Below are 23,940 nucleotides of genomic sequence, written 5' to 3'. Positions count from 1 at the left end.
GGCCCGCCCGTCGTCATCCGGCCTGGGGGGAGAAGGACGTGTCGACGCCCCGCGCGGCCTCCAGGACGACCGAGCGGAGCCAGGCGTGCCCGGGCTCGAGCTGCTGCGATGGGTGCCACCACAGCGCCTCCACGAGCGGGATGACGTCGAACGGGCACGGCACGGTTCGCAGACGGTGCCCTCGTCGCATCTCGGCGACCAGACGCTCCTGCACCAGCGCGACGCGGTCGGTGCCGACGACGAACTGGGGGATCGCGAGGAAGCTCTCGACGACCACCTGCACCTGGACGTCGACGCCCAGGTTCTCGAGCTGCCGCATCGGCGGGGTGAACGCGGACGAGGACCGGAAGCTCACGACCCACGGGCTGCGGCCCAGCTCGGCGAGCGTGACGGTGTCGCCGATCGTCGGGTGGTCCTCGTCGACCACGCACACCCAGGTGTCGGTGAAGAGGTCGAGGTGCGGGAGGCCGGAGAGGAAGCCGCGCGGAAGGATCATCGCGTCCACCTCGCGCAGCACCTCGTCGGCTCGTTCGATCAGCCGCGGTGTGTGCGGGTGGAACTCGACCCGCACACCCGGCGCGCGTTCGGCGACGATCCGGCTGAGGCCCGCGCCGAGAACCCCGAGCGCGTAGTCCGCGACGAGGATGCTGAACGCACGGTCGGACGCAGCAGGGTCGAACGTCGGAGCGACCGAGAAGACGCGCTGCACACCGGCCATCGCCGCCCCGGTGCGCTCGCCCAGCTGCTCGGCGAACGGCGTGAGCTCGTAGGAGTTCCCGACGCGCACGAGCAGCGGGTCGTTGAAGTGCCGGCGCAGCCGGGCCAGTGAGGCGCTGAGCGCAGGCTGGCTGAGACCGAGCTTGCCGGCGGCGTTGGTGACGCTGCGCTCGCGCAGCAGGGCGTCGAGTGCCGTCAGCAGGTTGAGGTTGAGGTTGGCGAGGTTCACGGGCGTGCCTTCCGGCAGGCGGGCGCCGCGGCAGTCCGTTGTCGGTGTGGGCGGCGTCCGTCGGGGACGACGGCGGACGGCAAGGGCGTGCCGTCGCCGGGAGGGGGCGAGCAGACGTGCGGGTCAGGTCGCGAGGCCGGGCATAAGACCGAGGTGGTGGGCGTTGATCCGCTCGATCGCACTCGTCTCGTCGGCGGTCAGCACAGAGGCCCGAAGATCGCCGACCGGGTCGTCAGACCCCATGTCGAACGGGAAGTCGCTGCCCAGGCACACCCTGTCGACGCCCGCCGCGTCGACGAGCGAGCGCAGGGCACGGGAGTCGTGCACGACGGAGTCGAACCACAGCTCGCGCAGGTACGTGCTCGGAGGACGGACGCACGTCCGTGCGTCGGACCGGACCTTCCACGCCCTGTCGCTGCGGCCGAGATAGGTCGGCAGGTACCCGCCGCCGTGCGCGGCGAGGACCCGGAGGTCTGGATGCCGGTCGAGCACCCCGGCGAACACCAGGTGGGAGAGAGCGACCGCCGTCTCGACCGGCTGACCGACCGTGTTCGAGAGGTACCAGCGGTCCAGTCGCTCGTCGAGTGTGCACCCGAACGGGTGGACGAACACGACCGCGCGTCGTGCGGCCGCCTCGGCCCAGAAGTCCTCGAGCCGGGGGTCCGACAGCTCGACGGTCCCTCCGCGTGGGTCCGGCGCGTGCGACGAGATCTCGACGCCACGCAGCCCGTGGGCGAGCGCGTCTCTGAGTGCCGCGACCGCGAGGTGCGGATGCTGCAGGGGGACGACTCCCAGCCCCGTGAGCCGTTCCGGCGTGGCCTGCACGGCCGTGGCGACCCCGTCGTGAAGACGGCGTGCCAGGTCGAGTGCGAGTGGCTCCGCGGCCCAGTAGTGGTACTGCGCAGGCGACGGCGCCAGGACCTGGACGTCGACTCCCTGACCGTCCATCAGTTCGACACGTTCGTCGGTGCGGACCAGCAAGGAGCCGCGTTCCTGGACCATCACGGCCGAGACGGCGGTCGACTCGGCCCCGTTCCGGCGGGCGTCGAGGTGACGCTGCGCGGCGAGGCCCGGCTCGTGGGCGACGAGCTGCTCGACCGCCGGTACGACGACGTGAGCGTGGACGTCGACGACCGGCAGGGGCGTCTGTTCCGTGGTCGAGCCGGTCATGCAGGGTCCGTGACGAGCGCGGCGATCCGGCCCATGAGCGCCGGGACATCGCCGCGCTCGCCGTCGAGCAGCCACTGCCCGAGCTGGACGGACGCCTCCACGACGGTGCGTGCCCGCGAGTACCGACGTGCGGTGAACTCCGCCCAGAGACCGGCGTCGACCGCAGCGCGAGTCAGCAGCAGCTCCGCCAGGACGGCGGCGTCCTCGAGCGCCTGTGCAGCCCCCTGCGCGAGCGTCGGGGGGCAGGCGTGCGCCGCGTCACCGATGAGAACGACCCGCCCCCGGTTCCACGGCTCGTCGAGCACATGGGTCTCGAACCAGGTGTAGCTGATCCTCGAGGCGTCGGTGAGGGTCGACCGGATCTCGTCCCACGGCCCGCCGTACGCCTCGGAGAGTCGCTGCATCTCTGTCAGCTGCTCGTCGGGCGTGAGCCCGCTGCGATCCTGGGCCGGCTCGACGATGTAGGCGTAGAGCGAGTCAGGCCCGGTGGGGCAGTAGCCGGCGATGTACGAGGGACCGCCGTAGAAGAGGTCGGTGCGCGTGACGCTGGCGGGGCGGGTGGTGAACGCGCGCCAGATCCCCATCCCGGTCGAGCGGGTCTCGAGCATGACGCCCAGCATCCGGCGGGTCCACGACCGGATGCCGTCGGCGCCGACGACGAGGTCGTACCGACCGTCCGAGCCGTCCGAGAGCTCCACGTCGACACCGTTCTCGTCCTGGTCGAGTCCGGTGCAGGTCGTCGCGAGGCGGATCTTAACGCCCACCTGGGTCGCGCGGTCGTGCAGGATGCGAGCGAGCTCCTGTCGCGGCATCCCGACCGTCGCGGGGAGGTCCGGGCCGCCGGTGCGTGCATCGGGCAGCACGGCGAGGAGGGTCCCGGCCGGGTCGGGCGCGCGGAGGCCCAGCTCGTTGAAGCCGTAGCCGGCTGCTTCGACGCGGTCCCACACGCCGAGGCCCCTCAGGACGCGCAGCGCGTTGCCCTGAAGCGTGATCCCGGATCCCAGGGTGACGATGTCGGGCTTGATCTCGATGAGGTCGACCTCGACGCCTGCCTCGGCGAGCAGGATGGCCGAGGCCGCGCCTGCTGCACCCCCACCGACGACGAGGACCTTGCTGACTGCGGGCATGTCCGCTCCTTTGAGAACGATGCGCTACTTGACTGCGAGAGGGTTCACGGGTGCTCCGACCGCACCCGTGAACGGGATGGGGGCTGCCGTGAGCCAGAAGTCGAAGACGCCGTCCTCGGCGCAGTCGGCGGCGAGTGCGTCGAGGTCCCACATCTCCCCGACGTAGAGGCCGACGTGGGGGATGACGACCTGGTGCAGAGGCTGGAACGCGTCGTCGAACTCGTTGGGGCGTACCTCGAAGCCCCACGTGTCCGTGGCGATCGCCGCGATGTCCGAGCGGTGCAGCCAGCCTGCGGTCGTGATCGAGAGCCCGGGTGCCGGTCCGCCGGCGTACTGGCCCCAGCCCTCCCGTCGTGCTCGCGCCAGTCGTCCGGTCCGGACCAGCACGACGTCGCCCCGCCCGATCCGCGCGGTGGGTCCTTGCTGCTCGATGCAGGCGTGGAGGTGGTCGGTCGTGATCGCGAAGCCGTCGGGCAGCTCCCCGCCGGTGCCGTGGTCGTCGTCGCCGAGGAGACGTCCGACGTCGAGCAGCACACCACGGCCGGCGATGTGCGCCGCCGCTGTCTCGATGCCTGTCACCTGGTCGCCCGCGCTCGTCACGACGTCGCCTGCCCGTCGACCGTTGTACGCGATGCCGTGATCGAAGATGTGGCCGAGCCCGTCCCACTGCGTGGAGCACTGCAGGGGCATCGCGACGACGTCGTCTGCACCCCCGAGGCCGTGCGGGAAGCCCTGGATGCCGCGCTCGGCGTCGATGCCGGTGTCGAGCATCGTGTGCACGGGGTTGGTGCGCCGACGCCAGCCGTTCTGCGGGCCGTTCGCGTCGAACGGCAGTGACAGCGAGAACGCCCGCCCTCGTCGGACGAGCCCGGCCGCGACAGCCCTCGTCTCCTCGTCGATGTGGTTGAGCGTGCCGAGCGCGTCGTCCGCTCCCCATCGACCCGTGTTGGAGCATGCCCGCGCGAGCAGCGCGATCACCCCTTCGGGATCGCTGCGGTCGAGCGACTCCGGCTGCAGCCCCACGATGCCGTCGAGCGTCGTCATGCCCAGGCACCCGTCGTCGCGTCGACGAACTCGGTCCGCTGAGCACCCAGTCCCGAGATCGACGCGTCGACGACGTCCCCGGGCCGCAGGAACCGGCGCCAGTGCATCCCGTTGCCGGCCGGGCTCCCCGTCAACACCAGGTCGCCGGGGTTCAGAGCGACGTAGTGCGACGCGTGGGACACGAGGGTGGCGACGTCGAAGAGCATGTCCTTCGCGGACTCGTCCTGCTTGATCTCGCCGTTCAGCGACAACGTCAGACGCAGGTCGCCCGGGGCGCCCACCAACGCCGAGGGCACCAGGTACGGCCCCAGCGGCAGGAACCCGGGCGCGTTCTTGGCGCGCAGCCAGTCGGTGCCGATCTCCGGCATGTCCTGCCGGAAGACCAGGTCCCGCGTCGTCAGGTCGTTCGCGATCGTGTATGCCGCGACGTGGTCGAGCGCGTCGTCGCGCGAGACCTGGTACGCCGGCCGACCGATCACGGCCACGAGCTCGAGCTCCCAGTCGTGCTGGTCGCTGTAGCCGGGGAGCCGCACCGCGTCGAACGCACCGGTGACTGCGGACGGCAGACCTGCGAACAGATAGGGGATCCCCGTGCGCGCCCGCTCGTCCATCATGGCCGCCGCCTCGGCGCGCACGTCGCTCTCCGACCGCCCGGCGGACAGCTCGGTGTGCTTCACCGCGAGGTCGATGACGTGCGTCCGGTAGTTCGCCCCCGCCTGGACGATCTGGCGTGGAGTCACCGGCGGAAGGACCGTCAGCCGGTCGAGCGGCTGCCAGAGACCTGGGCGCTCGTCGGCCAGCAGCGCAAGTGTCGGGAGGGCGTGCTCCCAGTCCGCGAGGATCTCGCTGGTCGTCCGCACAGGCGTGAAGCGCTGCGGGAGCGAGCAGAGGTCGAGCACCTCCGCCCCGACGACGAGTCCGGGGAAGCGGCGGCCGCCGGCGAGGAACATGCCGAGCCCGAAGGCGGTGGTCGAGGGGAGCGAGGCAGGGTGGGGCACGTCCAGATCCGTCCTTCGTTGCACGGGCACGCCGACGTCGGCGGGGACATCAGGATGAGTCGGCTCGCGCACACCGTGAAGCCGTGGATCCGTGATCCCCCGCATCATGAGTTCTGATGTCAGGCAGTGGGCGATGTCCTTGTCGGCGCTCGAGGGCGTGGGATACCAACGACTCTCGACTTCGACGAGAGGCCTGCGATGAAGCAGATGGACGGGACCGCCGACACGCCCGAGCTGGCGCGTCTGTACGAGGACTTCGCTGCGATCAGCACGAGCCCGCTGTGGACGCAGCGTGACGACCTGATGCCCATGGCCCCGTCGCCCCGGGCGGTGCCGTACGTGTGGCGGTGGAAGCAACTGTTCGACATCGCGAAGCGGTCTGGCGCGCTCGTCCCGGTCGGGCGAGGCGGCGAGCGGCGGGCGATCGGCCTGGCAAATCCTGGCCTGCCGGGGACGGCCTACGCCACACCCACCTTGTGGTGCGCGATCCAGTACCTCGGTCGGCACGAGACGGCCCCCGAGCACCGCCACGCCCAGAATGCCTTCCGGTTCGTGATCGAGGGCGAAGGCGTCTGGACCGTCGTGAACGGCGACCCGGTCGCGATGCGACGCGGCGACCTCCTGCTGACCCCGGGATGGCACTTCCACGGGCACCACAACGACACGGACCAGCCGATGGCCTGGATCGACGGGCTCGACGTCCCGCTGTCGCACTACACCGACGTGGGTTTCTTCGAGTTCGGCTCGGAGCGGGTCACGGACGAGGCGTCACCGTCGGTGTCGCGGAACGAGCGACTGTGGGCGCACCCGGGCCTGCGCCCGCTGAGCGAGCTCGAGGCGCGTACCAGCTCACCCCTGATGGCCTACCGCTGGGAGCACACCGACCGTGCGCTCACCGAACAGCTCGCGCTCGAGGACGAGGGGCAGCCGGCCACGGTCGAGCAGGGGCACGCGGCGATCCGGTACGTGAACCCGACGACCGGGGGAGACGTCATGCCGACGCTGCGCGCGGAGTTCCACCGTCTGCGCCCGGGTGCCTCGACGCCTCCGCGGCACGAGGTGGGATCGTCGGTCTGGCAGGTGTTCGAGGGGGCGGGCATCGTGACCCTGGGCGGTGAGGAGCACTCGCTCGAGAAGGGGGATCTCTTCGTCGTGCCGAGCTGGACCTCGTGGTCGCTGGCAGCGGAGAGCCAGCTCGACCTCTTCCGGTTCAACGACGGTCCGGTGATCGACGCACTCGGATTCGCGCGCTCCTACGTCCCCGGTCGGGACTGACCCATGCCGGCGCGGACCGACCGCACGGACGACCCGACGATCCGCGCCGACCTGTTGCTGGCCCGTCGAGCTCAGGCGTACTACGCGCGACAGCTCCGGGGCGTCCCCGACGCAGCGCTCGACGAAGCGAGCGCGGTGCCCGGCTGGACACGACGGCGTCTTGTCGCGCACGTCGCACTCGACGCGAGGTCGATGACACGGAGGACGGAGTGGGCCGTCGCGGGACACTACGAGCCGCTGTGGTCGTCGTCGGCCGAGCGGGACGAGGTCGAGTCGTTCACGGCGACGCTGCCGCCCCAGGCCCTGCGGAACCTCGCCCAGCACGCAGCGATCCACCTCGACGTCGAGTGGCGAGACCTCCCCGCGGACGCGTGGGAGATCGCGTTCAACGACCTCGACGGCGCGCGGACGTCGTTCAGGGCATCGGTGCCGGCGCGTGCTCAACTGCTGTGGCGTGCGGCACTCGCGCTGGGTCACGGGGGGCGGATCGACGACGTCCCGGCCCAGTATCGGGCGGTCGCGGCCGGCTGAGACGGTGCGTCGCCGCGAGGGCGACACGCGCACGCGAGGTCCGTTCGAGCTTCGCCGGCGATCGGTCCCGATGATGCCGACCATCACCAGAACGCCCGTTGCGGCCCGCGGCCGCCGGCCCTCGAATGGTCCCGCCGCAGCGTCGCGGCCAGGGCACGAGCACGACGTCCACGACGGCGTGCGTGGGTCGCCGCTGGCCACGACCGCGCGCTGATGCTCACGCACGCACCGCGTGGGCCACCACCCACCTGGAGGTTCAATGACGAACAGCTCCATCACCCTCACACCCACGGTCCGTCGGGCCGGCGTCTGGCAGGCCGTCCTGCTTCTCGCCGGCTCGTGCATGCCGGTCCTGGGCTCGGTGCTCCTCACGCCGATCCTTCCGCAGCTCTCGGAGGAGTTCGCCGCCGTCCCCGGTGCCGACGTCCTCGTCCCCATGGTTGTCGCGGTGCCGGCGCTCGTCATCGCTCTGTTCGCCCCGTTCGCCGGGCAGATCGTCGACCGGCTCGGACGCAAGACCCTGCTCGTCGTCGCGATGTTCGCCTACGCCCTCGCGGGGACCGCGCCGGTCTGGCTCGACGACCTGCACGCGATCCTGGCCAGCCGAGTTCTCGTGGGCGTGTGCGAGGCGGCGATCATGACCGTCTGCACGACGCTGATCATCGACTACTTCCACGAGGAGAAGCGGCGCAACACGTACCTGGGCCTGCAGACCGTGGTGACCACGCTGGCCGCGACCGTCTTCATCGCGGTCGGCGGCGCGCTCGGTGTCAGCGGCTGGCACACGCCGTTCTGGGTCTACGCGGTCGGGGCGATCATCGCCGTGCCGATGATCGTCTCGCTGTGGGAGCCGTCACCGGACGCCGCACCGGAGGCCGAGGCCGCAGACCGGTCGCGCGCGCGGGTGCCGTGGCGGGAGCTCGCGTTCCCGCTCGTCGTCACGCTCTTCGGCGGCTTCACCTTCTACGTCCTCATCATCGAGATCAGCTACCTGCTGGTCGGCGCGGGGGTCGCGGTGTCCGACACACGGACGATCGGAGCTGTGGCCGCGGTGGCGTCACTCGCGACCGCGTGCGGTGCGCTGGCGTTCGCCCGCGTGTCGGCCTTCCCGAAGCGCGCGTTGCTGTCGATCGCCTTCGGGCTCCAGGCGATCGGCCTCGGGGCGGTGTGGGCTGTCCCGGGAGTCGCTGGCGTCGTGGTCGGTGCGATCATCGCGTCGGCAGGCTCCGGCCTCCTGCTGCCGTCGCTCGTCACCTGGGCGCTGTCCAACGTCCGCTTCGATGAGCGAGGCCGATCGACGGGCCTGTGGCAGTCGGCCTTCTTCGGCGGCCAATTCCTGACCCCGCTCGTGATGGGTGCGCTGGCGGCCGCCGTCGGCGGACTGACGGCGGCCGTCGGCTGCGTCGCTGTGGCCGCTGCGGTCGTCGGCGTTCTCGTCGTCCTGCCCAGCCGAGGCGGCGGCCAGCAGTGAGGACAGCGAAGGGGCGCGTCGTCTCCGACGTGCCCCTTCGCTGTCGACGTGACGGCCCGCCGGGCGACGGTGCCGCCGCGAACGCTCGGGCTTCGAGCCTCGGCTACGCCGAGAGCTGAGCGATTCGACCATGCAGGGCGCCGAAGGTGACGCCCACGTGCTGGCCGGAGTCCTGGAGCGTGGCCAACAGTTCAGCTGCCTCTCGCGTCGCCGTCGCGACTCCGGTGATCGTCGACGCGATCTCGTCCGAGGCGGCAGCGGCGTCGGCGACTCCGTCCGCGATCGCACGGGTAGTAGCGCTCTGCTCCTCGACCGCGGCCGCGATCGTCGCCTGGTACTCGGTGATCTCGTCGATCACCTCGTTCACGCTCGTGATCGCGGTCTGGGTCGTCGCGACGTCGCTGAGGATCGCCTCCACCTGCCGGGCGATCCCCTCCGTCGCCTGAGCCGTGCTCTGCGCAAGCTCCTTGACCTCGCCGGCGACCACCGCGAAGCCCTTGCCGGCGTCACCGGCGCGAGCGGCCTCGATCGTGGCGTTGAGGGCGAGGAGATTCGTCTGCTCCGCGATCGAGGTGATCAGCTTGAGAACCTTGCCGATCTCCTCGGACGAGTCGGTCAGGCGACTGACCGTCGCGATGCCCTGAGTCGTCATCCCGGACGCCACCTGGGCGACGTGGGACGCCTTGCTGGCGCTCTCGGCGATCTCCGCGATCGCTGAGGTCATCTGCCCAGTAGCGACCGAGACCGACTGGATGCTCGCGGAGACGCGCCCGGCGGCGTCGGCCACATCCGCCGCATGCCCGCTGACCCCGGCAGAACGCATCGAGACACTTCGCCCGGCGTCGGCGAGGCCGTCGAGGCCTGCACCGAGAGCAGCCGCGGCATCGGCGAGACCGGCCGACCGCCCTGCGGCGTCGTCGATGACGGTCTCTACCGCGGACGCGCAGGCCTGGGTCTCACGGAACGCCGGTGTCAGGCGGCCGGCCCCCGGGGGGCGAGGAGCACGGACGTACCGTGCGATGTCTCGCACGTCGCGTTCGATGCGGAGGCCGACGAGCAGGGACGACGTCGCGGACGCAGCCACGCCGAGGATGAGGACGCCCGCGGACACGAGGTGGTTGTTGCTGATGGCGGGCACGAGGACGACTGCCGCCGCTGCGGCGACCACCCACGCGGCGGAGGAGACCAACGCCGTGGTGACGCGTGGACGGCGACGTCGCGAGGTGCGTGGCGTCGACTTGCTCCCGCTGGGCTGCGCCGGTGTCCCGCCACCGGGTGGTGTGCTGTCGGTCGTCGCGTTGGCCGTCGGCATCGATCCTCGCTCTACATGCAGGCGCGGGTCGGTCTGACGGCACCGTCGCTCGTCGCGACACGCGCTACTCGTCGTTCCTATCGGCCGGACGGAGTCGCTTGTAAGGATTCAAGCAGGAGGGCGGGTCAGGGGAGCCGGACGTGCTGCGGCCCGAGCTCGGACACGCTGCTCACGCCGAGGAGCGCCATGGTGCGGCGAACCTCCCGGCTCAGGATCTCCGCCGCTCGGTCGACGCCGCGCTCACCACCGGCCATGAGGCCGTACAGGTAGGCGCGGCCGACCATCGTCGCGTCGGCACCGAGCGCCAGGGCCGCGACGACGTCGGCGCCCGACATGATCCCCGTGTCGACCCAGACCTCGGCGCGCCCGTCGATCGCCTCCGCGACGTCCGGCAGGAGCCGGACCGGGACGGGAGCCCGGTCGAGCTGCCGTCCACCGTGGTTCGACAGCACGATGGCGTCGGCTCCCGCATCGACCACACGGCGCGCGTCGTCGACCGTCTGGATGCCCTTGATGATCAGGGGCCCGTCCCACGAGGCGCGCAGCCACTCCAGGTCCGCGATCGTCATCGACGGGTCGAACAGCTTGTCGAGCAGCTCGGCGACGGTGCCGTCCCAGGTGGAGAGAGACGCGAACTTCAGCGGTTCCGTCGTCAGGAGGTTGATCCACCACGCGGGATGCATCCCGGCGTCGAGCACGGTCTTGACCGTGAGCGCCGGGGGGATCGAGAAGCCGTTGCGGGCGTCGCGGAGCCGGGCTCCCGCGACCGGGACGTCGACCGTGAGCTGCAGCGCCTCGAAGCCCGCGGCCTTCGCGCGGGCCATGAGGTCCTCGCCCGCGGACCGGTCCTTCCAGACGTACAGCTGGAACCACTTGCGCGCGTCAGGCGCAGCCTTGGCGACCTCCTCGATCGACGTCGTGCCCATCGTGGAGAGGGCATAGGGGATGCCGCGCCGCTCGGCGACCCGCACCACGGCTCGCTCACCCTCATGATGCATCATCCGGGTGAATCCGGTCGGCGCGAACGAGAACGGCACGGACGACGGCTTGCCGAGCATCGTCGTCGTGGTGTCGATGCCGGAGACGTCGTGCAGGATCGACGGCCGGAACTCGAGGTTCCGGAAGAGCGACCGAGCCCGACGCAGGCTGATCTCGCCCTCGGCGGCGCCGTCCGTGTAGTCGAAGACCGATCGCGGCGTGCGCTTGCGGGCGACCGTACGGAGGTCCCCGATGGTCAGTGCGTCCTCCAGACGCCTGTCGGTCGGGCTCAGACGCAGCGGCTTGGCCCGCAGCAGCGGCTTGAGCTCGGACCACTTCGGGATCTGGCGGTCGGTCACGATCGGGCTTCTTTCTCGTGCAGGGTGGTGACGGGGCGGGGTCATCGGAGGAACGCCGCCGCCACGCCGGAGTCGACCGGGACGTGCAGGCCCGTGGTCTGGACGAGGTCGGGGCCCGTCAGGGCGAAGACCGCCGCGGCGACGTGCTCCGGCAGGACCTCGCGCTTGAGCAGCGTGCGCTGCGCGTAGTACGCGCCGAGCTCGGACTCGGGCACGCCGTAGACGGCCGCGCGCTGCGCACCCCAGCCGCCCGCGAAGATGCCGGACCCGCGCACGACCCCGTCGGGGTTGACGCCGTTGACGCGGATGCCGTGCTCGCCGAGCTCGGCGGCGAGCAGCCGGACCTGGTGCGCCTGGTCGGCCTTGGTCGCGGAGTAGGCGATGTTGTTCGGGCCGGCGAACAGCGAGTTCTTCGACGCGATGTAGACGATGTCGCCGCCGAGCCCCTGCGCGATCATGGCGCGCGCGGCCTCGCGGGCGACGAGGAACGAGCCGCGGGCCATGACGTCGTGCTGCAGGTCCCAGTCCTTGACCGTGGTCTCCAGCAGCGGCTTGGAGATCGACAGCCCGGCGTTGTTCACGACCAGGTCGACGCCGCCGAACGCCAGCACGGTCTCGCGGACGAGCGCCGCGACGGCCTGCTCCGAGGTCACGTCGGCCTCGACCGCGACGGCGACGTCGGGCCCGCCGAGCGCGTCCGCGACCTCCTGCGCCCCCGCCAGGTTGAGGTCGGCGATCACGACGCACGCCCCCTCGGCCGCGAGCCGCTCGGCGATGGCCCGTCCGATGCCGGACCCGGCGCCGGTGACGAGCGCGACGCGCGTGGCGAGCGGCTTGGGCGCGGGCATGCGCTGGAGCTTGGCCTCCTCGAGCGCCCAGTACTCGATGCGGAACTTCTCGGCCTCGTCGATGGGCCGGTAGGTCGAGATCGCCTCGGCCCCGCGCATGACGTTGATCGCGTTGACGTAGAACTCGCCGGCGACGCGCGCGGTCTGCTTGTCCTTGCCGAACGAGAACATCCCGACGCCGGGCACGAGCACGATCGCGGGGTCGGCACCGCGGATCGCCGGGCTGTCGGGGGTCGCGTGCCGGTCGTAGTACGCCTGGTACGCCTGGCGGTACTCGGAGTGCAGCGAGCGCAGGCGCGCGACCACGTCCTCGACGGGTGCCGTCGCGGGCAGGTCGACCACGAGCGGCGACACCTTGGTGCGCAGGAAGTGGTCCGGGCAGGACGTGCCGAGCGCGGCCAGCGGCGCGAGCTTCTCGCGGGACAGGAGGTCGAGCACGACGTCGGAGTCCGTGAAGTGGCCGACCTGCGGGCGGTCGGCGGACGCGATCCCGCGGATCACGGGCGCGAGCGCGGCGGCCCGCTCCCGGCGCTCGGCCTCGGGCAGCGGCTCGAAGCCCGGGACGACCGCCCCGAACGGGTGGCCGCCCTCGGCGGCGAGCGCGCGCGTGCGCTCCTCGATGTACGCCTCGGCGGAACGGATGATCTCGAGCGACCGCTGCTCGGCCTCGGCCGACGTGTCTCCCCACGCGGTGATGCCGTGCCCGCCGAGCACGCAGCCGATGGCCTGCGGGTTCTTCGCCTGGATCTCGGCGATGTCGAGCCCGAGCTGGAACCCCGGCCGGCGCCACGGCACCCACACGACGGAGTCGCCGAAGATCTCGTGCGTGAGCTCCTCACCGTCGGCCGCGGTCGCGATCGCGATCCCTGCGTCGGGGTGCAGGTGGTCGACGTGCGCGGCGTCGACCAGGCCGTGCATCGCGGTGTCGATCGACGGCGCGGCACCGCCCTTGCCGTGCAGGCAGTAGTCGAACGCCGCGACCATCTCGTCCTCGCGGTCCACGCCCGGGTAGACGTCGACCAGGGCGCGCAGCCGGTCCAGCCGCAGCACCGCGAGGTTCTTCGGCGTGAGCGTCCCCAGGTCGCCCCCGGAGCCCTTGACCCACAGGAGCTCGACGTCCTGGCCGGTCACGGGGTCGGTCGCGACCCCCTTGGCGGAGGTGTTCCCGCCGGCGTAATTGGTCACGCGCGGGTCGGAGCCCAGCCGGTTGGAGCGGTTGACCAGGTCGGAGACCACAGAGTTCGACATCGCCGTCTTCCTTGAGCGGGAGCACGAATCGATTCAGGCTAAGGGGGACCTTCGTCCTGGGTCAAGCCACAGAGCGACCCCGGTCTGCCCTTTCCGCGGCCCCTAAGGGACCTGACATCCTCCACGCGGCCGTCCGACCATGCGTCCATGACGGCGCGAACGGGGGAGTCCGTGCGGTTTCGTCACGACCCCAGGAGGGCTTGACGAGCGAATCGACACTGCTATTGGCCGTCGAGGCCTTTCGAGCGGAGACGTTCCGGTTCCTGGTCGCGGTTCGCGACGACCTTCCGAGCGCGGTCGACGCCCTCGCTCGCTCGGCACCGGCCGACGAGGCGACGACCGCTCGTCTTGCGCCCGTAGCCGAAGCGCTCGACTCGTGGTTGAGCGCCATCGACGCGCACGGCGGTGTCGCGGTCGATCTGACTCCCACCGACTGTGTCGAGTACGCGGAGCTCGCCGTCTGGTTCGTCATCGAGGCGGTCGTCGAGACCGCGAAGGGGCACGACGGCGCGGCGGCGGCCGCGAGCTCGATGGGTACGGCCGCACACGTCCTCGCCGTCGAGTGTGCGCAGCGAACGGCGCCGTAGGTCGCTGCGCACACGCTCCGCCATCGCCGAGGCGTGACGGGGCGCAGGGTGCGGATGCAGTCCACCCGCCGGGTCCGTCCCGCAGAGGGCGCGGGCGATCGCCCGCGCCCTCTGTCGGGTCACAGCAGCGAGCGGTACAGCGCCTCGATCTCGGCGACGGACGCCTCGCGAGGGTTGCCCCCCGCGCACACGTCGTCGAACGCCGCCTGGGCCAGCGCAGGGATGTCGGCAGCGCAGGCCCCGACATCGGTGATCGAGGTCGGGTTCCCCAGATGGCGTGTGAGGTCGGCGACGGCGTCGACAGCCGCCTCGCGAGCGCGCTCGAGCGGCATGGCATCAGCATTCGGGATGGAGAACGCCGCGGCGATGTCGCGGTACTTCTCGCCCGATGCAGCGGCGTTGAATGCCATGACGGGTGCGAGCAGAATGCCGTTCGCGACGCCGTGCGGTGCGCCGTACATGGCGCCCAGCGGATGAGCCATCGCGTGCACGAGCCCGAGTCCGACGTTCGAGTAGCCCATGCCGGCGACGTACTGTCCGAGTGCCATGCGGTCGGCGGCCGCCTCGTCGCCGTCGGCGGCGTCGGCGAGTGCTCCGGCGATGATCTGGATCGCCTTGAGGTGGAACAGGTCCGAGAGCTCCCATGCGCCCTTGGTCGTGTATCCCTCGATGGCGTGGGTCAGGGCGTCGAGGCCGGTCGCGACCTTGAGCGCGCGCGGTGCCGTCGCCATCATCTGCGGGTCCACGACCGCGAGGACCGGGATGTCGTGCGGGTCGACGCAGACGAACTTGCGCTGCCGCTCGACGTCGGTGATGACGTAGTTGATCGTCGTCTCGGACGCGGTACCCGCGGTCGTGGGGACCGCGATGATCGGCACCGAGGGATTCCTCGTCGGCGCGACGCCCTCGAGCGACCGAACGTCGGAGAACTCGGGGTTGGCGGTGATGATGCCGATCGCCTTGCAGGTGTCCTGCGGCGAGCCGCCGCCCACCGCGATCAGCACGTCGGCGCCGGCGGCGGCGAACGCCGCGACGCCCGCCTGGACGTTCTCGATCGGCGGGTTCGGCAGGACGTCGCTGTAGACCTCGTAGGCGAACTCTGCCCTGTCCAGGAGCGAGGTGACGCGCGCCGTCACGCCCGTGTCCACAAGTGCCTGGTCACTCGCGACGAGCGCCTTGCGGAACCCGCGACGGCGGAGCTCGTCGGGGATGACGTCGACCGCTCCCGGCCCGAAGTAGGCGGTCTGGTTCCAGATCATGCGCTGCGCCATGGCGGTCTCCTCGTGAATCGATTCATACACTGGAGAGAAGGACATCAGGCCGCCGGCCGCTGCCGGAGGGCCGAAGGTCCCCCTGGCGGAACGAGCCACGAGCCGGTGCGGTCGAGTGTTCGAGGTGAGCTCCCACTCGTCTTAAGGGCGCGTGGAGGAAGCGGCGGGGTCCTGGACGGTCGAGGCGCGGACGACGAGCTCGGGTTGGAACACGATGTGCTCCGCGTCGCTCCGCTCCGCACCGTGCAGGAGCACGTTCGCCGCCGCGTACCCCATCTCGTGCGTGGGCTGCCGGACGGAGGTCAGCGGCTGCGCGAGCTCGGCGGCCACGTCGATGTCGTCGTACCCGACGATCGCCGTCCGAGCGAGGAGCTCCGAGCCGCCGTGGCGACGCAGCCGGCGCTGGACGCCGATCGCGACGAGGTCGTTGACGCAGAAGACGGCATCGGGGGCTCGACCGCCGTGCCTGGCGATCCAGGCGGCGAGCGCGGCGTCGCCGCCTGAGGCGTCCATGGTCGTCAGCGTCACCTCGTCGACGACCCGGTCCGGTGCCAGGCCGGCGGCCTCGACCGCCCGGTCGACGCCGGTGCGTCGTGCCTGGCACTGCCGGATCGTGTGCGGGCCGTTGAGGAAGACCACCGAGTGGTGCCCGAGGCTCAACAGGTGAGCCATGGCGAGAGTTCCACCGGCGACGTCGTCTACCGACACCGAGGGCATGTCGGTCGTGGACGACGGAGCGTCGAGCAGGACGACGGGTACGCCCCGCTCCTGGATCTCGACGAGGTGCTCGTGCGCACTGCTCGTGGGCACCACGAGCAGGCCGAGGACGCCGTGCTCCTCGAACATCCGCAGGTACTTCGACTCCCGCTCAGGGTCGTCGTCGGAGCTCGCGAGCATCAGCGTGTGGTCGTCAAGGGCGAGCCGGTCCTCGATCCCGCGGGCGACGTCGGTGAAGAACGGGTTGCGGATGTCGAGCACGATGGCGCCGACGGTCGTGATGGTGCCGCGACGCAGCTGCCGCGCCGGGCCGTTGCGCACGAACGAGAGGCTCCGGATCGCCTCCTCGACGCGTTCCCGCGTCTCGGGCAGGACGGTGTCCGGCCGGTTCAGCACGTTCGAGACGCTTCCCACGGAGACTCCGGCCGCCCGTGCGACATCGGCGACGGACGGGCGACGGCGCGCGGGGGAGGTCACGCGGCCACTCTTCCACGTCGATCTGACCTCGTTCAGGAGCGACGCCGTGCGCGATCGGCAGGTGCTTCGTGGGACCGAGGTCCCAGAGTCGGCCTGACCGGCGACATGCGAGCCGAACGTCCCGACGGCGGCACCAGAACGATGTGAGGCTGCCGCGGCAGAGCTGCGTTCTGTTATGGCCTGCTCGTGTGGAGGCGCCGCGTCGGGATACGGCCCGCGGTTTCGGAGACCGCTCGGTGGGTGTCCTCGACCGCAAGAGCAGCCGCTCTTCCACGTATCAGTCCTCGTTGTCGGCCCGTTCGCACGCCCCGAAGCATGAACGCGATCACCCCAGACCGGCAGCAGAGAGGCTGTGCCATGACGAGCGAGAACGTCCTCACCGTCACCGACATGTCGAAGACCTTCGGCGTGGTCCGTGCACTCAAGGGTGTGGACTTCCAGCTCCGCGACGGCGAGGTCCACGGCCTCATCGGGGAGAACGGGTCCGGGAAGTCGACCCTCACCTCGATCATCGCGGGACAGCAGAACGCCGACCGCGGCCAGATGGCGTTCCAGGGTGCACCGTGGGCACCGGGATCGACGAACGAGGCCCTCGAGGCGGGGGTCGGGATGATCGTCCAGGAGAGCGGCACGGTCCCGGGGATCACCGTCGCCGAGAACATGTTCCTCGGCGCGAGCCGTCGCTTCAGCCGGTTCGGACTCGTCGACCGCAAGGCGATGGGCCTCGGCGCTGCCGAGGCGCTGGCCGCTGCCGGGATCGAGGGGATCGAGCCGTCGGCCGTCGCAGGATCCCTCGACTTCCAGGCGCGCAAGCTCGTGGAGCTGGCGCGCGTGATGATGCACCGACCCAAGGTGGTCGTCATCGACGAGACGACGACGGCCCTGTCGCAGGACGGGCGTCAGACGCTCTACCGACTCGTCACGGAGCAGAAGGCGCGCGGCGCGGTGGTCTTCATCTCCCACGACCTCGAAGAGATCATGACCGTCTGCGACCGCCTCACGGTCCTTCGCGACGGCGAGCTGATCCGGACGTTCGACAAGAACGAGTTCGACGAGGACGCGATCCGTGCGGCGATGATCGGGCGAAACCTCGAGGGGCAGTACTACCGCGAGGACACGGCGCCGAGCGCGCGACCGGAGGTCGTCCTCGCGGCGGAGCGCGTGACCGTGGGTGCCAAGGTCGTCGACGTCAGCCTAGAGGTGCGCAGCGGCGAGATCGTCGGCATCGGCGGTCTCAGCCACAGCGGCATGCACGAGCTCGGGAAGGCGCTGTTCGGGGCGGTCCGCCTCGACGCGGGGACTGTCACGGCCCGCGGCCGGCGCATCACCAGCGAGCCGCAAGCCGTGCGCGCGGCCATGGGCTATGTGTCCAAGGATCGCGACACCGAGTCGCTGAGCCTGACCGCGAGCATCCGCGACAACATCGCGAGCGCCGGCCTGCGGCTCATCGGCCGCGGCCGGGCCGGCCTGATCACGTCGCGCGCCGAGCGTCGCTACGTGCAGCGGCCGATGGAGCAGCTGGCCGTGAAGGCGACCAGTTCCGCGCAGGTGGTCGGCACCCTCTCGGGCGGGAACAAGCAGAAGGTCGTCTTCGGCAAATGGATCGCGTGCGGCAGCGAGATCTTGATCCTCGACTGCCCGACGCGTGGCGTCGACGTAGGCGTCAAGCAGGCGATGTACCAGCTCATGGCTGACCTCAAGAACGAAGGAAAAGCCATCGTCATGGTCTCCGAAGAAATGACGGAGCTCATGGGGATGTGCGACCGCGTACTGATCATGAAAGAGGGCCGCGTCACGCGAGAGTTCGAGCGCAGCCCTGAGCTGACCGAGATGGAGATCATCCAGTGCATGATCTGACCCAGACCTCCCGGCGCGAGCCCGTCAGCGGTGTCGCACGACGTGCCGTGCTCCGCGAGCGGCTCGCGGCGCTCGCTCCTCTCGCAGGCCTGATCGCGCTGTCCGTCACGTTCGTCCTCGTCGGCAACGCGCACGGCGTCAACATGTCGTACAGCGTGCAGACGCTCGTCAACCAGTCCGTGATCATCGTCGTCATCGCGACCGGGGCGATCTTCATCTTCTCGATGGGCTCGTTCGACATCAGCCTCGGCGCATCGACCCTGGTCGCGGCCATGGCGGGCGGGCTCACCTACAACGCGACCGAGAGCCTGTGGGCGATGCTTGCGGTCTGCATCGGGACCGCCGTCGCCGCCTCGTTGATCAGCGCCACCCTCGCGGCCGTGTTCGACCTGCCGGTGTTCGTCACCACCGTCGCGATGCTCTCGGTGCTCGGCGCCGTCGCGGTCGCGCTGGTCCAGACGACCGGCGGGGCGCAGATCCGGGTCGACCGCTCGTTCGCGCGGGAGTACGACACGCTCCCGGTCAAGTTCGCCGTCGCCGCGGCATTCATCGCACTCTGCGTGTTCCTCTTCAACTTCACTCGCCTGGGCCGCGCGGAGAAGCTCATCGGGGGAAACCCGATGGCCGCGAAACTCACCGGAATCTCGATGAAGAAGTCTGCGATCGCGGCGTTCGCCATTGCTGGCCTCGGCGTCGGGCTCGGCGCATTCCTCACGGTCCTGCGCACACCGACCCTGACCACGACGACCGCTGCCGACATCGGGATGAACGTCCTCGTCGCCATGGTCTTCGGCGGCATGCCCATCTCCGGCGGACCCCGGTCACGGATCTACGCCGCACTCATCGGCGGCCTCTCGATGGCCGTGCTCAACCAGACGATGACGACGCTCCTGGCGTCCACGTCCGCGGGAAACGGCCTCGCCCAGGTCGTCCGCGCCGCGTTCTTCCTCGCCGTCGTCTGGGTCGCGAGCAGCGGTCACCGGACCAAGCTCCTGCCTCGCTGAGGCCTCACTTACCCCCTGAAGTGCCCCACGAAATTCCACGAAAGGAAGATCGATGAAGATCACCAGGTCCACCGCACTCGCTGTGGCGGCCGGGCTCGGGCTGTCCCTCGGCCTCGCGGCGTGCGACAGCAGTGGCGGCTCCGCCGGCGCTGCGCCGTCCGGCGACGCCGGGACCGACGCCGGTGAGACGGTCAAGATGTGCGTGCTGGTCTCGGACGCGACGTCCTCCGAGGCGCTCGGCTTCAAGGACTACTACACGAAGTACATCCAGGCGAACTACAACGTCGAGTTCACGTACTCCGAGGAGCTCGCGGACGCCGACGCCGAGAAGCGTGCGATGGAGAACTTCATCGCGAGCGGCTGTCAGGCCGTCATCTCGTTCGCGTCCGGCGACCGCCCGGCCCAGCTCGACATGGCCGAGGACGCCGGCATCTACTACGCCGTCGCCACGGGCACGCTGACCGACGAGCAGTACGACGAGTTCAGCTCCTACGAGCACTACGTCGGCGCGATCGGCCCGAGCCTCGACATCGAGCGGCAGGCTGGCTACGACATGGCGAGGCACTACGTCGACGCCGGCAAGACCAAGTACGCGATCTTCGGCGCGGGTGTGCCGTTCTACATCGACATGCACATCGCTCGTACCGCGGGGATGCTCGCCGCGCTGGCGGAGGAGCCGTCGACCTCGTACGCCGGCACCAAGGACTACGACGCGATCCTCGGCACGATCATGGCGGACGGCACCATCAAGCTCGACAAGTTCGAGTCGGACGTCTACGAGCTCACGGGCTACCTGGAGGGCTGGAACTTCGGCGACTCCGCCTGGCAGGCCAGCATGGCGTCGGTTGTCTCCTCCAAGCCGGAGGTGATCCTTGCCGCCGGCACCGGTTTCGCGGTCTTCGGCGCCGCAGTCTCCGGGTCGGGCATCGAGATCGGCGACATCGACGCCTACACCGACGAGAACCTCCAGGCGATGGAGGCCGGCACCGTCACCTACCTCGCCGGCAAGTTCACCTCCAGCATCGGTCCGATCTTCGTCGCCACGCTGAACGCTGTCCAGGGCAACCCGATCCGTGGCGCGGCGGACACCGCGCTGGCTCTCGAGCAGGGCTACTGGGTGGCCGAGTCGGTCGACGACTTCACCGCCTACATGGCCGCCGACACGGTTGAGCACCCTGCCTACGACAAGGCCACGCTCGACCCGTTCGTCGGCCCGGACGTCACGTACGAGGACTTCGAGGACTTCGTGGCCGCGTACTCGTACACCGACCTCTTCCTCTGAGCAGGAACTGACGGGACAGGGAGGCACCGCTGATGGGAGCCAACTTCACGCGACGAGCGACAGGGACGTTGATCATCCCTGTGACGGTCTTCGTCGCCCTCACCGCGCTGTGCTCGATCAACGGTGTCTCCCTGTTCAACACCGACGACAGCCTGCTGCTGCTCACCCGGGGCGTCGCGACGACGATGCTCACCGCGATGGCGCTGGCCATCAACCTGAACAGCGGGCGGTTCGACTTCTCGCTCGGATCCATGGCGACGCTGTCGTCCGTGATCGGGGCGACGGTCGCCCTCAACACCGGCGGCGGGATCGTGGTCATGGCGGCCGTCACCGTCGGCAGCGGAGTGCTGCTCGGCGTGTTCGCGGGCCTCGTCTACGTCCGGCTGGGGATTTCGCCGATGGTGTGCTCGCTCGGCATCACGCTGCTCTACGAGGGCGTCTCGTTCGCGATCAGCGGCGGGGCGAACGTCAGCTTCCTGCTCGACACGGGGTTGACCTCGTTCTCGAAGAGCCCGCTCAACATGCTGCTGGTCATCGTCGCCGGCCTCGCGGTGGTGTTCGTCATCTTCGACCGCAGCCGGTTCGGGTACGACTACCGCTCGCTGATCACGGGCCAGGCCGCGGCGGTCGCCGCGGGTACGAACGAGCGGCGCAACGCGATCGGCTGCTACGCCGTGAGCGGGGGGCTCATGAGCGTCGTCGGGCTCATCATCGCCTCCCAGATGGGCTACATCGAGGCCGGGAAGCTGAACTTCGGGTCGATCGGCGTGATGTTCACCGCCTTCCTGCCCATGTTCATCGGCGGGTTCATCGGACGCTTCTCCAACGACAAGCTCGGCTACCTCCTCGGAGCCTTCTGCACCACTCTCATCGGGCTCGCCTTCGCCGCCCTGCGCCTGACCAGCACGGCCCAGTCGATCGCCAACGCGCTCCTCCTCGTCGGCTTCCTCGCCTACCTCAGCAACGAGGACCGGCTCAAGCGCGCGTGGCGCCGGCTCGCGGGGCCCCCCCGCGGCACGCCGGGTCCCGCTGCCCCCTCCTCACCGGCGAAGCCGGCCGAGGTCCCCGCCGTCACCGGAGCATCCGCATCATGATCGACCTGACCGCAGCCCCCTTCTCGCTCGACGACGACGGCATCGCCTGGGTCCGCACGACTCTCGCCGAGATGGGCGAGGACGAGAAGCTGGGGCAGCTCTTCTGCCTCATCACCTACACCAGCGACCCCGAGTACCTCGGCTACCTCACGCGAGGGCTGCACGTAGGTGGCGTGATGCTGCGCACGATGACCGCCGCCGACGCTGCCGCCACGGTGACCACGCTGCAGAGCACCGCCACAGTCCCGCTCCTGATCTCGGCGAACCTCGAAGGAGGCGCGTCACAGACGGTGCAGGAGGCGACGCACGTCGGCTCGAACATGGCGCTCGCCGCGACCGGCAGCACCGACCACGTCCGCAGGGCGGCGACGGTCATCGGTCGTGAGGCGCGCGCGCTCGGCATCAACTGGGCCTTCACGCCGGTCGTCGACATCGACCTGAACTTCCGCAATCCGATCACGAACACGCGGACGTTCGGCGCCGACGCCGCGACCGTGGCGGCGATGGGCGCGGAGTACGTCGAGGCGATCCAGGCGCAGGGCCTCGCGGCGTCCGCGAAGCACTTCCCGGGAGACGGCGTGGACGAGCGCGACCAGCACCTGCTGGCGTCCGTCAACACGATGTCGGTCGAGGAGTGGGACGACAGTTTCGGCGTGGTGTACCGCGCCGCCATCGCTGCAGGCGTGAAGACCGTCATGGTCGGGCACATCATGCTCCCCGCCTACAGCCGTGCCCTGCGGCCCGGCGTCGCGGACCGCGACATCCTTCCGGGCGTGGTCGCCGAGGAGCTGCTGAACGACCTGCTCCGCGACCGGCTCGGGTTCAACGGCCTCGTGGTGTCCGACTCGACCACGATGGCCGGGCTCGCGTCGGTCCTGCCCCGATCCCAGGCCGTGCCGCGGGTGATCGCCGCCGGGTGCGACATGTTCCTCTTCACGAAGAACCTCGACGAGGACTTCGGCTACATGCGGGCCGGGATCCGGGACGGCGTCATCACCCCGGAGCGGCTGGACGAGGCCGTGACGCGCATCCTCGCGCTGAAGGCGTCGCTCGGGCTCCACCGCGGGACCAACCTGCCTGCGCAGGGCGCCGCGGGGGTCCTGGCGGACCCGGACCACAGCGCGACCGCGCGCGAGGTCGCCGCCTCGTCCATCACGCTGGTCAAGGAGGAGCCGGGCGTCCTGCCGATCACCCGCGAGCGCTACCCCCGGGTGCTCGTCTACGACCTGCAGAACGGCGGCAGCCCCATCGGGCAGGGCGCACGCGCCGGGGCGGTCGAGCAGTTCGTCGACGCCCTCGTGGAGGCTGGGCACGACGTGACCCGGTTCGAGCCCGGCGGCGGCTGGGAGGGGATGGCGGCGCCGACGACCGACGTCACCGAGCGCCATGACCTGGTCCTCTACCTGGCGAACCTCTCGACGCGGTCCAACCAGACCGTCGTGCGGATCGAGTGGGCGGAGCCCATGGGGGCGAACGTCCCGGCGTACGTGCACTCCGTCCCGACGGTCTTCGTGTCGTTCGAGAACCCATACCACCTGTTCGACGTGCCGCGCGTGCGCACCTTGATCAACACCTACGGTTCGTCGCCCGTCGTGCTTGAGACGCTCCTCGCGGCACTCCAAGGAAAGGCGCCGTTCGCCGGGAGCAGCCCCGTCGACGCCTTTTGCGGCCAGTGGGACACCCACCTGTGAGCGGCCTCCGCGGCCTCGTGTTCGACCTGGACGGCGTCCTCGTCCACACCGACGAGCTGCACTTCCAGGCCTGGCTCTCGATCGCCGAGAGGCTCGGCATCCCGTTCACCCGGCACGACAACGACCGCCTGCGTGGCGTCTCGCGCATGGAGAGCCTCGACATCGTCCTGTCGCTCGGGACGTTCGAGGTGTCGGCGACCGAGAAGCAGGTGCTGGCCGACGACAAGAACCGGGTCTACCGCGAGCTTCTCGACGGCCTGACGCCGCAGGACGTCACCGACGAGGTGAGGTCGACGCTCGCGACGCTGAGGGACCGCGGGCTACGGCTCGCGATCGGGTCGTCCAGCCGCAACGCCAAGCTCATCCTCGACAAGGTCGGGCTGCGTGACTGGTTCGACGCGATCTCCGACGGCGAGAACATCACGCGGAGCAAGCCCGACCCCGAGGTGTTCCTGCGGGCGGCCGAGTTCCTGGCTCTCACCCCCGCGCAGTGCGCCGTCGTCGAGGACGCGCGAGCGGGTGTCGACGCCGCGGTCGCGGGTGGCTTCACGTGCTTCGGCATCGGTGACGCGGCGACTCACCCCCGCGTGACGTGGTCCATCGAAAGCCTGTCTGACATGCTCGATCACATCGAGAACTGACGGTGCGCGGTG

20 protein-coding genes are annotated in these 23,940 nt (G+C 70.3%); 10 read left to right on the top strand and 10 right to left on the bottom strand.

Going from position 1 to position 23,940, the window contains the following annotated elements:
* Positions 1-13: 13 nt before the first annotated feature.
* From CELF_RS15130 to CELF_RS15110, 5 genes are all read right to left on the bottom strand, one after another.
* A complete protein-coding gene (locus tag CELF_RS15130) occupies positions 14-946 on the bottom strand; it encodes a LysR family transcriptional regulator (RefSeq protein WP_013772145.1) in 933 nt (310 codons plus the stop codon).
* Positions 947-1,069: 123 nt separating this feature from the next.
* Positions 1,070-2,116, bottom strand: coding sequence for an amidohydrolase family protein (locus CELF_RS15125; RefSeq protein ID WP_013772144.1), 1,047 nt, complete (start codon positions 2,114-2,116; stop codon positions 1,070-1,072).
* Positions 2,113-3,243: an FAD-dependent monooxygenase gene (locus CELF_RS15120; protein WP_013772143.1), complete on the bottom strand. Its 1,131-nt coding sequence runs from the start codon at positions 3,241-3,243 to the stop codon at positions 2,113-2,115. The genes CELF_RS15125 and CELF_RS15120 overlap by 4 nt, the downstream gene beginning before the upstream one ends.
* Before the next feature lie 24 nt (positions 3,244-3,267).
* Positions 3,268-4,287 (bottom strand): cyclase family protein, encoded by a 1,020-nt coding sequence (locus CELF_RS15115; protein ID WP_013772142.1) that lies wholly within the window; start codon positions 4,285-4,287, stop codon positions 3,268-3,270.
* Positions 4,284-5,285, bottom strand: a complete 1,002-nt coding sequence (locus CELF_RS15110; RefSeq protein WP_013772141.1) for a fumarylacetoacetate hydrolase family protein — start codon at positions 5,283-5,285, stop codon at positions 4,284-4,286. The genes CELF_RS15115 and CELF_RS15110 overlap by 4 nt, the downstream gene beginning before the upstream one ends.
* Positions 5,286-5,483: 198 nt before the next feature.
* Between CELF_RS15110 and CELF_RS15105 the strand changes: the two genes are divergently transcribed.
* From CELF_RS15105 to CELF_RS15095, 3 genes are all read left to right on the top strand, one after another.
* Positions 5,484-6,560 carry a cupin domain-containing protein gene (locus tag CELF_RS15105; RefSeq protein WP_013772140.1) on the top strand — a complete coding sequence of 359 codons (1,077 nt, stop codon included), beginning with the start codon at positions 5,484-5,486 and terminating at the stop codon, positions 6,558-6,560.
* Positions 6,561-6,563: 3 nt separating this feature from the next.
* Complete coding sequence (locus tag CELF_RS15100; protein WP_013772139.1) at positions 6,564-7,091, top strand: maleylpyruvate isomerase N-terminal domain-containing protein; 528 nt, start codon at positions 6,564-6,566, stop codon at positions 7,089-7,091.
* A 259-nt stretch (positions 7,092-7,350) separates the two neighbouring features.
* Positions 7,351-8,562 (top strand): MFS transporter, encoded by a 1,212-nt coding sequence (locus tag CELF_RS15095; RefSeq protein WP_013772138.1) that lies wholly within the window; start codon positions 7,351-7,353, stop codon positions 8,560-8,562.
* 103 nt (positions 8,563-8,665) lie between these two features.
* On the opposite strand, the gene CELF_RS15090 is transcribed toward CELF_RS15095, so the two are convergent.
* From CELF_RS15090 to CELF_RS15080, 3 genes are all read right to left on the bottom strand, one after another.
* Positions 8,666-9,874 carry a methyl-accepting chemotaxis protein gene (locus CELF_RS15090; protein WP_013772137.1) on the bottom strand — a complete coding sequence of 403 codons (1,209 nt, stop codon included), beginning with the start codon at positions 9,872-9,874 and terminating at the stop codon, positions 8,666-8,668.
* Positions 9,875-9,999: 125 nt separating this feature from the next.
* Positions 10,000-11,211 carry an alpha-hydroxy acid oxidase gene (locus CELF_RS15085; RefSeq protein ID WP_013772136.1) on the bottom strand — a complete coding sequence of 404 codons (1,212 nt, stop codon included), beginning with the start codon at positions 11,209-11,211 and terminating at the stop codon, positions 10,000-10,002.
* Between the two features lie 41 nt (positions 11,212-11,252).
* A complete protein-coding gene (locus tag CELF_RS15080; protein ID WP_013772135.1) occupies positions 11,253-13,307 on the bottom strand; it encodes a bifunctional rhamnulose-1-phosphate aldolase/short-chain dehydrogenase in 2,055 nt (684 codons plus the stop codon).
* A 200-nt stretch (positions 13,308-13,507) separates the two neighbouring features.
* On the opposite strand from CELF_RS15080, the gene CELF_RS15075 reads away from it, so the two are divergent.
* Entirely contained in the window at positions 13,508-13,894 is a 387-nt protein-coding gene (locus tag CELF_RS15075) for a hypothetical protein (protein ID WP_126297821.1), read from the top strand.
* Positions 13,895-14,013: 119 nt separating this feature from the next.
* On the opposite strand, the gene fucO is transcribed toward CELF_RS15075, so the two are convergent.
* Both fucO and CELF_RS15065 read right to left on the bottom strand, forming a co-directional pair.
* Positions 14,014-15,165 carry a lactaldehyde reductase gene (fucO, locus tag CELF_RS15070; protein WP_013772134.1) on the bottom strand — a complete coding sequence of 384 codons (1,152 nt, stop codon included), beginning with the start codon at positions 15,163-15,165 and terminating at the stop codon, positions 14,014-14,016.
* 141 nt (positions 15,166-15,306) lie between these two features.
* A complete protein-coding gene (locus CELF_RS15065) occupies positions 15,307-16,359 on the bottom strand; it encodes a LacI family DNA-binding transcriptional regulator (protein ID WP_013772133.1) in 1,053 nt (350 codons plus the stop codon).
* 315 nt (positions 16,360-16,674) lie between these two features.
* On the opposite strand from CELF_RS15065, the gene CELF_RS15060 reads away from it, so the two are divergent.
* The 6 genes from CELF_RS15060 to pgmB all read left to right on the top strand — a co-directional run bounded on the left by CELF_RS15060 (position 16,675) and on the right by pgmB (position 23,928).
* Positions 16,675-18,216, top strand: coding sequence for a sugar ABC transporter ATP-binding protein (locus tag CELF_RS15060; protein WP_197722516.1), 1,542 nt, complete (start codon positions 16,675-16,677; stop codon positions 18,214-18,216).
* The gene (locus CELF_RS15055) at positions 18,204-19,220 is read left to right on the top strand and encodes an ABC transporter permease (RefSeq protein WP_013772131.1); all 1,017 of its coding nucleotides are present in this window, start codon (positions 18,204-18,206) and stop codon (positions 19,218-19,220) included. The genes CELF_RS15060 and CELF_RS15055 overlap by 13 nt, the downstream gene beginning before the upstream one ends.
* Before the next feature lie 52 nt (positions 19,221-19,272).
* Positions 19,273-20,502: a type 1 periplasmic-binding domain-containing protein gene (locus CELF_RS15050; protein WP_013772130.1), complete on the top strand. Its 1,230-nt coding sequence runs from the start codon at positions 19,273-19,275 to the stop codon at positions 20,500-20,502.
* A gap of 68 nt (positions 20,503-20,570) precedes the next feature.
* Positions 20,571-21,596 (top strand): ABC transporter permease, encoded by a 1,026-nt coding sequence (locus CELF_RS15045; RefSeq protein ID WP_169317638.1) that lies wholly within the window; start codon positions 20,571-20,573, stop codon positions 21,594-21,596.
* Positions 21,593-23,287, top strand: coding sequence for a beta-N-acetylglucosaminidase/beta-glucosidase (locus CELF_RS15040; RefSeq protein ID WP_013772128.1), 1,695 nt, complete (start codon positions 21,593-21,595; stop codon positions 23,285-23,287). The genes CELF_RS15045 and CELF_RS15040 overlap by 4 nt, the downstream gene beginning before the upstream one ends.
* The gene (gene pgmB, locus CELF_RS15035) at positions 23,284-23,928 is read left to right on the top strand and encodes a beta-phosphoglucomutase (protein WP_013772127.1); all 645 of its coding nucleotides are present in this window, start codon (positions 23,284-23,286) and stop codon (positions 23,926-23,928) included. Before CELF_RS15040 ends, pgmB begins: the two co-directional genes overlap by 4 nt.
* Positions 23,929-23,940 lie beyond the last annotated feature (12 nt).

The organism is Cellulomonas fimi ATCC 484 (assembly GCF_000212695.1).
In the GTDB taxonomy this organism is placed as follows: domain Bacteria; phylum Actinomycetota; class Actinomycetes; order Actinomycetales; family Cellulomonadaceae; genus Cellulomonas; species Cellulomonas fimi.
Note: the sequence above shows the minus strand (reverse complement) of the source record. Positions and strands in the feature narration are given on the sequence as shown.

What these genes read in the sequence shown, in the direction of transcription:
- CELF_RS15125 (WP_013772144.1), bottom strand. Translation starts at nt 2,116, where the DNA reads ATGACCGGCTCGACCACGGAACAGACGCCCCTGCCGGTCGTCGACGTC.
- CELF_RS15120 (WP_013772143.1), bottom strand. Translation starts at nt 3,243, where the DNA reads ATGCCCGCAGTCAGCAAGGTCCTCGTCGTCGGTGGGGGTGCAGCAGGC.
- CELF_RS15115 (WP_013772142.1), bottom strand. Translation starts at nt 4,287, where the DNA reads ATGACGACGCTCGACGGCATCGTGGGGCTGCAGCCGGAGTCGCTCGAC.
- CELF_RS15105 (WP_013772140.1), top strand. Translation starts at nt 5,484, where the DNA reads ATGAAGCAGATGGACGGGACCGCCGACACGCCCGAGCTGGCGCGTCTG.
- CELF_RS15100 (WP_013772139.1), top strand. Translation starts at nt 6,564, where the DNA reads ATGCCGGCGCGGACCGACCGCACGGACGACCCGACGATCCGCGCCGAC.
- CELF_RS15095 (WP_013772138.1), top strand. Translation starts at nt 7,351, where the DNA reads ATGACGAACAGCTCCATCACCCTCACACCCACGGTCCGTCGGGCCGGC.
- CELF_RS15090 (WP_013772137.1), bottom strand. Translation starts at nt 9,874, where the DNA reads ATGCCGACGGCCAACGCGACGACCGACAGCACACCACCCGGTGGCGGG.
- CELF_RS15080 (WP_013772135.1), bottom strand. Translation starts at nt 13,307, where the DNA reads ATGTCGAACTCTGTGGTCTCCGACCTGGTCAACCGCTCCAACCGGCTG.
- fucO (WP_013772134.1), bottom strand. Translation starts at nt 15,165, where the DNA reads ATGGCGCAGCGCATGATCTGGAACCAGACCGCCTACTTCGGGCCGGGA.
- CELF_RS15060 (WP_197722516.1), top strand. Translation starts at nt 16,675, where the DNA reads ATGAACGCGATCACCCCAGACCGGCAGCAGAGAGGCTGTGCCATGACG.
- CELF_RS15050 (WP_013772130.1), top strand. Translation starts at nt 19,273, where the DNA reads ATGAAGATCACCAGGTCCACCGCACTCGCTGTGGCGGCCGGGCTCGGG.
- CELF_RS15040 (WP_013772128.1), top strand. Translation starts at nt 21,593, where the DNA reads ATGATCGACCTGACCGCAGCCCCCTTCTCGCTCGACGACGACGGCATC.